We start from the raw sequence: 12,826 nt of genomic DNA, 5'->3' as shown, positions 1-12,826 counted from the left end.
TTTATAACATGGAATTATACAATTTAACATTTAATAATAAAATTCAAAACGATCAACCATTAATTTTGTGTTTGGGTTCGTTTGAAACTTTACATATCGGACATCTTGAATTAATTAAAAACGCAAAATCTTTAAAAATATTGCATCCAGAATGTATTCTAGCTTTTTCTATTTTCAAAAATCCACATAAAAACGGTAATGTTAAACCAGAAAAAGCTTTTCAGTTAAAACCGCGTTTGTATACGCTCGCTAATTATGGGTTTAATCAAACTTATATCATTGATTTTAATGAAGATTTTAGATATAAAACAGCTAAAGAATTTATTGAATTATTAAAAAAAATGAATGTTAAACATATTGTATGTGGTCAGGATTATACTTTTGGATTTAATAAATCAGGAAATATTAATTTATTAAAGAAATATTTTGATGTATCAATTGCTTCTGAAAGAAAAATTAATAGTCAAAAAATATCATCTGGAATTATTCGGGATTTAATTAAAGAAAGTAATATTGAAATGTTAAATACATTATTAATTGATAAATACGCATTTATTGTTAATGTAGAAAAATTTCATTTTCAATATCCAGAAAATTTAATTAGATTACATGCAGGTATATATTATGTTAATGTTGTGATTGAAAACATTGAATATCACGGTATTTGTTTGATTAATTTTAATCAAAACAATGAAATGAATAATAAATTGATTCTATTAGATCTTGATTTAGTTTGATCAAAACATCAAGAAGTTTATATTGAATTTATTGATAAACTAAGATTAATTAAAAATCAAGCAGAGAATGAAATTTTTGATGATGATATTGCTATTGCTAAAGCATTTTTCAGCATAAATATCAAGTAATTTATATTGTTATATAAATATATTTGTTATAATTTGTGAATTATATAAAATCTAGCGTGGTAGTAATTACGATTATTGCTAGGTTATGAAAGGATTATAATGGTTTCAAAAGAAAAGAAACAAGAGTTAACTCTTAAATATGGAAGAAATGCAAAAGACACAGGATATCTACCTGTTCAAATTGCAATTCTAACAGAAGACATTGAAAGTTTAAAATCACACTTTGTTGCAAACAAAAACGATTTACATTCAATGCGTGGATTTATGGCTAAAGTTAATCAACGTAAAGCTTTATTAAACCACTTAAAAGAAACAAACTACAACTTATATCTAGAAACAATTAAAGCTCTAAATATTAGAAAATAGTAGTTAATCAAATCTTTAAACAATTTAAATTAAAGATAAAAAAAGGGATTTGCTCCCTTTTTTTATTTCTCTCTATTTAGATAGTTTTTTAAATATTAAATTTGAATAATATTCATATTGTTTTTCACGCAATTTTATTTCTTTTGGTAGTCCTTCTGTTAAATCATTGATTAATAGATCAAATTTATCAAGGATTTTAACAATATTATTTTGAATTTCAATAGGAGGGATTGGAAGTTCCATTTCTTTTAAATCAGCGGAATTAAGAGCTGGAACACCATTATAATTACATATTTCAAAAATTTTATTTTGATTAGCTAAAAGAAGATAATACAAAAATTTTTGATTTACAACCTTTTTATCTTTGATGGTAACGGAATAATTCAAATTCCCCCTAAAATATCTACCTTCTGTATATGTAATATAGCCAACAGTTCCACGAGAAGCAATTCCAATCGGATCGTTTTCGGTATTTCATTTATTTATATATCCTAATGGATTTTTCCCACTATTTATGACAGGATATTTACCAATATTTTGAGAAATTATTGTTTGATTAATTGGTTGCCCCGTTTTAATTGTGGAAATTTCATCAAGCCTCTTTCATTGAATATTAGTTTCATTTTTAAATGATATTTGTTTTAATGTTGTAGATATTGAATGTTCAAATATTCAATTAATTATTTGCGCAAGATCCGCTCTCTCTCTCTCTCTCTCTCTCTTCAGGGCAATTATCTAAAGTGCCTGTTTCTAGATATTTAAAAATTTGATCTCTGTAGTAGTTATATTGTTTTTCTCTTAATTCAATTTCCTTAGGTAAGCCAATATTTAAACTTTTGCAAATATCATCAAAGTTATCTAGTAATTTAACTATTTTCTCTTGAATAGTTAAAGTAGGAACTAAAACTAAAATTTCAGCCATCATGTTTGACATTAATTTAGGATTGCTTGTTGCATAATTAACATAATTTTTAGATACATGTGATAATGCATAAAACAAGTATTTTGTGCTTATGTAATTTTTGTCCTTAACTTCAAGTAAACCACATACGTTAGTGATATTAAATTTTTCATTTCTATAGAAAATGGTGCCGGCATTAGCTCCGTCTGTAGTTCAAGTTATATATTCGCCGTCAAAATCATAAGTATTCATTTTGCCAATGGAACCATTATCATATGTTTTTGAAGAATAAACATGATATTCACCTGAATTTTGTTCAATATATTGATTAGAAATTACTTTACCACGCTTGATAATACACAAATCTTCTATTTTTTGTACATTAGATATACTACTATTATCTTTATAAGCAATATTACTTTGTGACGATGAAAAATCTAATAATTTATTAGTGTAATAAGTATATTGTTTATTTCTTTCTGTAAGCTCCGCTGTAAGCTCCGCTGTAAGCTCCGCTTTGTATGAAGAAAATTTATCAAGGATTTCAACAATTTGATTTTGAATTTCAATAGGAGGGATTGGAAATTTAATTTTTTTTAAATTTTTTATATCAACCGTTTGAAAAGTAGCGGAATCACAATTGTTCTTGCATCATTGGCTAATAACTTCAAAATAGTATAAAACGAATTTAGGTATTAGTAATGATTTCAATTCTTTTTTGGTTTGAAAATTAGTAAACCGTTGATTTGCTAGTGAATCTTTAGTTAGTAAGGCATATTCACCAATTGTAGCTGATGTTGATAAAATTATGCTGTCTTTTTTAAAAAGTCTACTATGATTAACTGCATTATTTGATATTTTTTGAATTGAGTTACCGAGAATTCTCCCTTGTTCTCTTAAATCTTCCAATCGGTATCAATTTATGGTTCCATTTTCCCAATATTCCTTAATAGATTTAGAAGGTGTGAAACCATTTCTAATATCAAATATTTGATCTACAGTTTTTCATTCTATACTTGAATTTTCAATTAGTTTTCAAATATTAGTCATTTTCTAATTCCTTAACTATTTCATCAATTGCATTCCGAAGTTCATTAATTCTTTTTACGGTTTGTTTAATCTCTTGATTTAAAGCCTTAATATCAATTACCTCTTCATCTTTTTTAATCTCAACATATTTAGAAACGCTTAATGAATAATTATTTCTTGCAACTTCTTGGATATCAACTAATTTAGATATATGTTCAACATCTTTCTTATCTTTATATACATTGAATATTTCTTCAATATTTTCTGGAGATAATTTATTTTGATTTTTAGCTTTTGTATAAATACTTGAGGCATCGATAAATTGAATTTTGTTATCTGTTCTACTTTTCTTTAATACCAAAATTGTTGTAGCAATTGAGGTACCAAAGAATAAATTATCTGGTAATTGAATAATACAATCAACAAAGTTATTATCAACTAGATATTGACGAATTTTTTCTTCCGCTCCTGAACGATAGAATATTCCAGGGAAGCAAACAATAGCAGCAGTTCCAATTGAATCTAGATAATATAAAGCATGCATAATAAATGCAAAATCACCTTTTGATTTAGGCGCTAATACACCAGCTGGTGCAAATCTTGGATCATTAATTAAGGTTGGATTATTTTCACCATCTCATTTAATTGAATAAGGTGGATTTGAAACAATGACATCAAATTTATCAACAATATTATGATGCATTGGATTTAATAATGTATTACCTAATTTAATATTGAATTTTTCATAACTTACATCATGTAAAAACATATTAATTCTACATAGATTGTATGTAACGTGTTGAATCTCTTGTCCATAGAACCCATCTTTAACATTATCAATACCTAATACTTTAATGGCTTTTAATAATAATGAACCAGATCCGCAACACATGTCATAGATTTTATTAATTGATGTTCTACCATGGGTTGCTATTTTTACAAGTAATTCAGATACCTCTTGAGGAGTGAAAAACTCTCCTCCACTTTTTCCAGCAGATGAGGCATACATGCCTAATAGATATTCATAGGCATCACCGAATAGGTCATTATGCACGTCATTACCAATACTTAATTCCATGCTTGCAATTCCTTGCAATAATTTCTTTAAAGTATTATTTCTATCAACGACAGATGAACCTAATTTTGGATCTGATATATTAAAATCAACAAATAATCCAGCAAAATCTTCTCTTGCTTCTGAATCACGACTGCTTTCGTCAATTTCTTTAAAAATCTCAAACAACTTAATATTTAAGTTTGGATCATTTAATTGATTCTTAACAACATTTTGAAATAAATGCGAAGGTTTAATAAAGAAACCTTTAACGTTGATTAATTCTTTTTTCTGTTCTTCAGTAATTTGATCATCACTTAAATCTGCATAATTAAATGAATCATTTCCATTAGCGATTGCTTCTCTTTTATTAATGTAGTTATTAAAGTTTTCAGATAGAAAACGATAAAACAAACCAACTAAAACATAGCTTTTGAAATCTCATCCATCAACCGTTCCTCTTAAGTCGTTTGCAATGCTAAATATTCTTTTAAATAATTCATTTTTCTCAAATTCGCGTTTATTATCTGCCATAAAATACCTTTCATGATACTTAATTAATAATTAATGATTATTAAAATAATAGCATAATAGCAATAAATTAATGTAATTAATATTTATTTAAATATTAATGAATAAAATTAAATCAATAAGAATATTTAAAAGAATTGACATCTACATAAAATTATGTTTTCTTAAAATAATTTATTATTTTAGTTATTTGCTTTAAAATTCCTCAATCTATGTTGTCAATGATGTTTTATATGTATAATAAATGTATTGATAAACTAAGGAGGACAAATGAATATCAATGATCAAGATTTTTTATTGAAAAAATATATAAAATTAGTTGATGAACTACCAACTTATGATTTCAATAAAGAACAAAAAGAATTAGTTAAAAAAATATTAAAACAAACAAATGTAAATGATTTACAAAATGTATATCAATTCTTAATTAAAAGAGTTAAAACTGGTTTTGTTTTTGATTATGCACCAGAATCTGATAGTAAATCAATAGTTACTTTAGTTAAAGATGAAAAATTAAGCTTTGATTTAAGAAAAGAAGCTAAAAATGATTTATTAAAGAATTCTTTAATAATTGGTGAAAATTATGACGCATTAAAGAATTTAATCGTCATAGAGAGAGAGAGAGAGAGAGAGAGCAAGCGCATAGCGCTTATTATGATGTAATATACATCGATCCTCCTTATAATACTGAATCTGCTAAAACAGATGGAAATACAGTTGCTGATAATAACGAAAATATTTCAGCAAATAAATTTATTTATAGAGACAAATTTAGCCGCAATGGTTGATTAAATATGATGAATGAAAGATTACAACTTGCCCATCAACTTTTAAAAGAAGATGGTGTTATTTTTGTATCAATTGATGATAATGAACAAGCATATTTAAAAGTATTAATGGATGATATTTTTGGGGAAGAAAATTTTCTGACAACAATAGTTTTTGATAAAACATCTCAAGGAACAACATTGGGTAACTATTTTAAAAAGACACACGAATTTGTCGAAGCATATGCAAAAAACATTTCTAAATTTGAACTTAATAAAGAAAAAATGCAAAATTCCAATAAATATAATTATATTGATGAATTCGGAGGATATGCATTAAGTAACAAATTGAATTCAATTAATTCATATTTAGAAGATAACAGAAATAGAGGTTACACAATATATTACAATAAAGAATTAAATGATGTAAAAGTAAAATTTGAATACGATACTAACACTTTAGTATACTCTCAAGAATATGATGAAGAACTAACAAAAAAAGGTTATGTTCCAATAAGACCTGGTAAAAGAAAAAATAAAAATACTGTTTGAAATTGAAGTTATGAAAGGTTTTTAAAGGATTGAAAAACAGAAATTGAATTTAAAAAAGATTCAAATGGTATTCTATTTCCTTATATTAAAAATAGAGAGAAATTTACTAGAGATCCTATAACAATACAAAAATTCGATACCCGTAAAACAGGTAATGGAGTATTAAATTCCATTTTTGGAGAAGTAAATTTTAATTATGCAAAACCATATGATTTAATTATGTGAATAATTGATAGACACCCCAACATAAATGCACGTATATTAGATTTTTTTGCAGGATCAGGAACTACTGGCCATGCCATTTTAGAATTGAATAGACAAGATGGTGGAAATAGAACATTCACATTGGTAACAAATAATGAGAATAATATTGGCAAAAAGATAGCTTATGAACGTCTATACAGAATTAATCATGGTTTTGGTTCTGAAAAAGAAAACTTTGATTGAACAGAAAATAATGAATCTTACAATAATCATTTAGATGTTTATCGCACTTCATATTCTAATGTGGATATTTTCAGTGATTCAAACGATAATAAATCAATTAAAGAATCATTATTAAAAGAGTTAAATGATTTTGGTATTAAAACGAATGATGAAAAATACAAAGATGATGATTTATTAAGAAAATTAACAGCATTAAAACCTCAAACTAAATAATAATTATGAAATTAACACACATTCAATTTAAAGCTGTTAATCAATTATTTAATAAATTTCAAAACGTCATCACTAATAATGAATCATATAATAAAACAATTGAATTTAAAGCACCAACAGGTGCTGGTAAAACATTTATGATTGCAAATTTAATTACACAAATAAATCAATATGCAATTAATAATAATGAAAATATTGTTTATATAATAGCTACTTTATCTTCATCTGAATTACCTAAACAAATGGAGAATAATTTAAATGATTATCGTGAATATTTATTAGATCTTCCCAAAGTATTAAGATATGAATCACCGTCTATTTCTAATAAATCAAACAAAACAGATTCTAATTATCATATTAAACTTTATCCAAATACCATTTATATATTCGGAGCATCTTCTTTTGGCAAAAACAGAATATATACGGAATATGGAATATATGAAGCATTTCTAAAAGAAATAAAAGATGCTGGATATAAATTAGTATATATTCGTGATGAGGCGCATCACGGTGGTGATACAACCAAAAAATCAATATATGTTGAAAATCTAAATGAAAATATAAATATATATAAATTATCCACTGAAGCTTCTTTTGAATACAAAACTCAATTATATGCTGATTACATTATTAAAATGACTGCAACACCCAAAGGACTATCTGAACAAGTTATTATTGATGAAAAAGAACTAATGAGTGATTCTATTAAATTATTAAAAACAAATTTGCATTATAATGAAGGTCTTGAACAAATACAACGGAAGGATTTTATTGATGATGAAGAACTTTTGAATATTGCATGTTTAAAATTTAAAGAAATTAAACAACAATACGCTGATGTTATTAATGAACCATCATTAATTGGAATTAATCCTGCAATGTTAATTCAAATTGATGATAAATATGCAAATAAAGAAAAAGAATTTAAGCAAAACTTAGATAATATCATTAATATTTTAGAAAAACACAACTTACAATATATAACATATTTTAGTAATGACAATTCCTCATCTAAAACAAAATTAAGAGGAAATTATAATTTAAAATCAATATCTGATAAATTATCACCTGTTGATGTAATAATTTTTAAAATTGGGCCTGCTACTGGATGAAATATTCCTAGAGCATGTATGCTTGTTCAATTAAGAAATGTTTCATCAACAACTTTAAATACACAAGTTTTAGGAAGAATTAAAAGAAATCCCAATCCCTCATATGAACCAACTGATCTGTTTAATGATAAGAATTCTATTAGATGAAATTATTATATCTACAGTAATAATAATTTAGAAAAACAACAAGAGTTTAAAAGGGTTTATCTTAAATTATTTAATCAATTTGAAAATGAAACTTTCACAGTCGGAAGAATAAACCGCGGTTTTAATGAAGTTATTTTAAATAACCAAGAATATATTGAAAAAATTTCAAAATTAATTAGTGATAATAGAGAAAAAATTATTGAATATTTTTATGAAAAAAAAGAATTTGAATTAAACCATAAATATATTATTGGACGTTTAAAAGAAATTAAAGATAATAATGGGAATATAAGAAATTATGTCGAAAAGAAAATTAACAATTTAATTGAATTAGAATTGTTTAATATTGAACAATTACAGAAATATAAACATTTAATAAAACAAGAGTTTTTACTGGAATTATTTAATGATTTAAAAATAACTCAATTATCTTTTCAAATGTTTATATTCATAATTTTCAGCCATTACATAAATGAATTCAATGAGATATTTAATGATATAAAACAAAAAAGCAAAAATAAAAATATAAATCAAGAATATATTTTAGAACATAAATATTGTAAACTACCAGTTAATACTGATTTGCTTATTACCAACGATAAAACAAATAATAATTTATATATCGATGAAAAAGAATTCAAATATGCTTACCATAACATAATAGAAAGGGATAATGGATTTCATTATTTTGATTCTAATGCTGAACGAGCTGTTTTCGATAAATTAAAAGAAGCACTAGATAATATTGATAAATTTAAAAACAATATTCGTTTATGAGCTAAAAACCCAGTACATGATGGTATTAATTTCGAATATTTCAATATGAATGATATATTTAATTCATACCCAGATTTAATAATTAAATACATAAGCAATAAAAAAGAACATGAAATTATTATTGAAATTAAAAATGAAAAAGACATTGATGATACAAAAACTGAGAATATATTAAATTCTTATAATGAATATATTAAAAACTTTCTACAAGACCAAAACGAAATGAAATCCAGTTCATTAACAATGATAGTTTGCAGATGAAAAAATAATTCAAATATTGAATTTAGGGGTTTCAGTACAATTGATAAATTAAATGAACTTTTAAATAATTCAAGTTATCAAAATCACATAAAGTTTAAAAATATATTTGAAATAATTGAAGAAGATTCTATATAAAAATATCATAGCAATAAAAACTAAAAAAGGAGTTTATGTCTCCTTTTTAAAATAATTTATTATTTTAGTTATTTGCTTTTTAGATTTTAAAAAAATTATGTTGCTATAATTTTAAGCATGATTAATATAGTTTTATACCAACCAGAGATATCACCAAACACGTCGAATATCATTCGTACATGTTTTGCAACACAAGCTAAATTACATATCATTAAACCTGTTGCTTTTGATATTCATCCACATTGAATGAAAAGAAATGGTGCAGGACATTTTCTAAGTGAAATTCAACATGAAATTCATAATAGTTATACAGATTTCTATAATAAATATGGTCATAAAAATATCTTTTATATCACTCGTTATGGATTGAATAATTATGCAGAAATTGATTATGTAAAAGAGGCAAAAGAACACAATGGCGAATTATGAATAATGTTTGGGACAGAAAGTACTGGTATTCCTAAATCAATTATGCAAACAAATATTGATAACTGTTTAAGAATTCCAATGTGACAAGATTGTAGAAGTTTAAATCTAGCAAATACAGTTGCAATTTTGCTATACGAAATTTCTCGTCAAAACAACTTTGATAATCTTTCAAAATACGAAGTGCAAAAAGGTAAAGATTTTATACTACAAAAATAAGGAGGTTTGTAATGATACATTGATTTCCCGGTCATATGGCTAAGGAGTTTAAAAATCTAGAGAAAAAACAGAAATTATATGATGTTTTTATCATTGTCTTAGATAGTAGAATTCCTATTAGCAGTTTTAATAACGAGATATATAAAATCGCTAATAACAAACCTATTTTATTTATATTAAATAAATCAGATAAAACTGATATTAATAAAATTCAAAAATATATAAGTGAATATCAAACAAAAGGTAAAGTTATTTTAACTAACTTAAAAAGCAATCAAGCATACAAACAAATTAACTCTGCTTTAAATAATTTCTATAATGAATTTAAGAAAAAAAATGATGCAAAGGGTAAATTAACTCCTGCATTGAAATGTATTGTTGTAGGTGTACCCAATGTTGGTAAAAGTACTTTAATTAATTTATTAGCAAAATCTAAAGTTACTAAAGTTGGTGCTACAGCTGGTGTAACTCGTGCAGAACAATGAATTAATTGTAAAAACTATATGCTACTAGATACCCCAGGTCTATTAATGCCAAAAATTAGTAGTGATGAAGTTGGTGCTAAATTAGCTATAGTTGGTTCAATTAGATTAGAAGCTTTAAATCAAAATGAATTAATTGTTGCACTATATCAATTAATTAGTAAAACATATCCATCAAAATTAATCGATATCAATTTAACTCCAACATTAAACGAAGATGAAATCTTTGCTAATATAGAACAATATGCAAAGAATAATAACTGGTTGCTGAAAAACGAAGTATATGATACAAATAAAGCAATTAATCAATTAATTAATTATTTTAAAAATTTAGATTCAATTATTTACGATTAAGGATGAAATATGGAATTTCAAAAACATGAATTAACTAATAAAAGAAACAAAATTGATCATATTAGATATGTTGCAATTGGTGATACATTTGCAACAGGTTTTAATACCAAATTTGGTTTTCCTTCATGAGGAAAACTAAAAAACGGTGAAATTACTGGATTATCATATCCAAGTTTTTTAGCGCGTCAAATTAAGTTACATGCAAAAGAAGGAATTGAATCTTTTGATAATTTTGCACTAGTTGGTTCTACACTAGATTTTTGAAATGCCTTAATTAGTTACAATAAAAAAGATTTAAAGAATTTATTAAATATTTTAGAAATCAATCAATTACTAGATTGAAATGTAAAAAATCCATTTAAAAACTTTTTATCATCATATTTTAATCATTGAAATTACAACAATGATGATTTCAAAATTGTTTCAGAAAAAATTGTCAATGCCAATTTATTAACCATCTCTTTAGGATTGGATGAATTATTCTTTAACATTCCCTTAAAGTTAATTAATAATTTTAAAAAAGAAGAAGATTTAGCTAAAAAAGCTTTAATTATTGAAGAGATAAATGAATATATAAAAAATACAGCTAATGTTTTTCAAGAGAAATATATAAATTTAATTTATTCTATCAAATCAGTTAATCCTAATTTAAACATTTATATAGTTTCATACCCACATATGTTGATTTATTTAGATGAAATGTTTCAAAACTTTTTTACCTTGGAAAAATATAGTAGCGAACTATCTATTAAAGCTTTCATTAACACCATTAATGATGTAGCTAAAAATGTTGCTCAAGTATGCAATGTTAATTATATTGATGCATGTGATAATGATTTTATCTATAAACATAAAGATTTATGTTCAAGTAACATTTTTAACGTTTTTCATACAGAAAAAGGGTATAAAAAAATTGCATTAGATTTATACACGAAACTTTCTTTAAATAAAGACAAAATTGTTTTCAATATTAAAAATCCAGAATTTGCTCAATCATATATATTAAATCCAGAATATTGAATAAATGATTTGAATTACTATACTCCTCTTTTCAAAAATAATTCTAATGTTGAATTATTCTTTAGTGTTTATGGTTGCAATCTGAATTACAATATTTTCATCGATTCAGATGATGAAATTAAATATAATTCAATTACAAAACCTTTTTATAACATTGGTTATTATATTGAAGCATTAGTAAAATTTGGTTCTAAAAACATCCAAGAAATTGTATCTAAAGCAATTGAACATAAGTTCAGCCAATCTGATATTCAATATCAATCAATTGATTTAATTTTAAAATATCTTTCAAATCAAACACGTGCAAAGGAAATATTTTTAACTCTTTTTAAAAACCAAAAAAGTGAAAAAATATTATTTATTCTTCAAAATCAATTAGAAAAAAATATTCGTAACGATAATGAAAAAATTACAGCTCAAATAATTAAAAACGAATGAAAAAACATTTTGAACACGGATCAAAAATTAATCTATGATGTTGTAAAACAGTTTTTTAATACTTCAGTAATTGAAACTACTAAATTTGAAATTAAAGAAATTATTAATGCTTTAGTTAATGATGCAATGAATACAAATATTTTAGATTTTATTTTCCAATTTAATAACAATAAAAACTTTATATTAATTAGAGAATATCTTTCTTCTTTAAATTCTTTCAAAGAAGCAATAAATTTTATTGTAGAAAGTATTATAAATAATTCAACATCTTATTCAGAATTAAATTCTTTTGATGAATTATGGAATTATTTCATTATTAAGAATAAATATAATTTAATCAAACATTTTGACAAAATATATATTGAAATCACATCAGAGGAAAACATTGATAAAACCATTGATTTCATTATCAAAACATTTAAAATGTTTATGCGTGTATCAATGACATCAGATGATGAAGTTGAACTAACTAAAAGTGTTAAAAATGTGTTGTATATCTTAAAATATAACACCAAACATTTAAATAATATGTTTGTGAAATTCATTGATAAAATTAAAAGCTATTCATTATATGACTTAATTGTTAAAAAACACGCTAAACAAAACGTTTTTAAAATTAGAAATTGATTTAGCTTTTATAGCTTTATTGTCTTAAGTTCAAAAATGAATAAACACATTATTAAAATCATTAATATCATTAAGAAAAATAAAATATAAGTTGGACGTTTA

General features: G+C 24.3%; 11 protein-coding genes. 8 read left to right on the top strand and 3 right to left on the bottom strand.

The genetic code is table 4. From position 1 onward, the window contains the following. Window positions 1-8 precede the first annotated feature (8 nt). Together EXC28_RS01520 and rpsO are read left to right on the top strand one after the other, a co-directional pair. Entirely contained in the window at window positions 9-866 is an 858-nt protein-coding gene (locus EXC28_RS01520; RefSeq protein WP_029329914.1) for an FAD synthase, read from the top strand. 99 nt (window positions 867-965) lie between these two features. Further along, complete coding sequence (gene rpsO / locus EXC28_RS01515; RefSeq protein WP_029329915.1) at window positions 966-1,232, top strand: 30S ribosomal protein S15; 267 nt, start codon at window positions 966-968, stop codon at window positions 1,230-1,232. A gap of 72 nt (window positions 1,233-1,304) precedes the next feature. Here rpsO and EXC28_RS01510 read toward each other — a convergent pair whose 3' ends face one another. From EXC28_RS01510 to EXC28_RS01500, 3 genes are all read right to left on the bottom strand, one after another. Beyond that, window positions 1,305-1,844: a restriction endonuclease subunit S gene (locus EXC28_RS01510; protein ID WP_338418409.1), complete on the bottom strand. Its 540-nt coding sequence runs from the start codon at window positions 1,842-1,844 to the stop codon at window positions 1,305-1,307. 64 nt (window positions 1,845-1,908) lie between these two features. Beyond that, window positions 1,909-3,183, bottom strand: coding sequence for a restriction endonuclease subunit S (locus EXC28_RS01505; protein WP_112541174.1), 1,275 nt, complete (start codon window positions 3,181-3,183; stop codon window positions 1,909-1,911). Beyond that, entirely contained in the window at window positions 3,176-4,750 is a 1,575-nt protein-coding gene (locus EXC28_RS01500; protein WP_029329921.1) for a type I restriction-modification system subunit M, read from the bottom strand. Before EXC28_RS01500 ends, EXC28_RS01505 begins: the two co-directional genes overlap by 8 nt. Window positions 4,751-5,017: 267 nt before the next feature. Here EXC28_RS01500 and EXC28_RS03015 point away from each other — a divergent pair, with 267 nt between their 5' ends. The 6 genes from EXC28_RS03015 to EXC28_RS05690 all read left to right on the top strand — a co-directional run bounded on the left by EXC28_RS03015 (window position 5,018) and on the right by EXC28_RS05690 (window position 12,814). Next, window positions 5,018-5,410 carry a type III restriction endonuclease subunit M gene (locus EXC28_RS03015; protein ID WP_232028568.1) on the top strand — a complete coding sequence of 131 codons (393 nt, stop codon included), beginning with the start codon at window positions 5,018-5,020 and terminating at the stop codon, window positions 5,408-5,410. Beyond that, window positions 5,329-6,726 (top strand): site-specific DNA-methyltransferase, encoded by a 1,398-nt coding sequence (locus tag EXC28_RS01495; protein WP_338418408.1) that lies wholly within the window; start codon window positions 5,329-5,331, stop codon window positions 6,724-6,726. Before EXC28_RS03015 ends, EXC28_RS01495 begins: the two co-directional genes overlap by 82 nt. Window positions 6,727-6,731: 5 nt before the next feature. Next, complete coding sequence (locus tag EXC28_RS01490) at window positions 6,732-9,158, top strand: DEAD/DEAH box helicase family protein (RefSeq protein ID WP_036437432.1); 2,427 nt, start codon at window positions 6,732-6,734, stop codon at window positions 9,156-9,158. A gap of 117 nt (window positions 9,159-9,275) precedes the next feature. Continuing rightward, window positions 9,276-9,803 carry a tRNA (cytidine(34)-2'-O)-methyltransferase gene (locus tag EXC28_RS05700; RefSeq protein ID WP_029330211.1) on the top strand — a complete coding sequence of 176 codons (528 nt, stop codon included), beginning with the start codon at window positions 9,276-9,278 and terminating at the stop codon, window positions 9,801-9,803. Between the two features lie 11 nt (window positions 9,804-9,814). Beyond that, window positions 9,815-10,639 (top strand): ribosome biogenesis GTPase YlqF, encoded by an 825-nt coding sequence (gene ylqF, locus EXC28_RS05695; RefSeq protein ID WP_029330212.1) that lies wholly within the window; start codon window positions 9,815-9,817, stop codon window positions 10,637-10,639. 9 nt (window positions 10,640-10,648) lie between these two features. Then, window positions 10,649-12,814 carry a hypothetical protein gene (locus tag EXC28_RS05690; RefSeq protein WP_051622571.1) on the top strand — a complete coding sequence of 722 codons (2,166 nt, stop codon included), beginning with the start codon at window positions 10,649-10,651 and terminating at the stop codon, window positions 12,812-12,814. Window positions 12,815-12,826: the final 12 nt, after the last annotated feature.

This window comes from Metamycoplasma cloacale, from assembly GCF_900660735.1.
GTDB classification, from domain to species: domain Bacteria; phylum Bacillota_I; class Bacilli_A; order Mycoplasmatales; family Metamycoplasmataceae; genus Metamycoplasma; species Metamycoplasma cloacale.
Note: the sequence above shows the minus strand (reverse complement) of the source record. Positions and strands in the feature narration are given on the sequence as shown.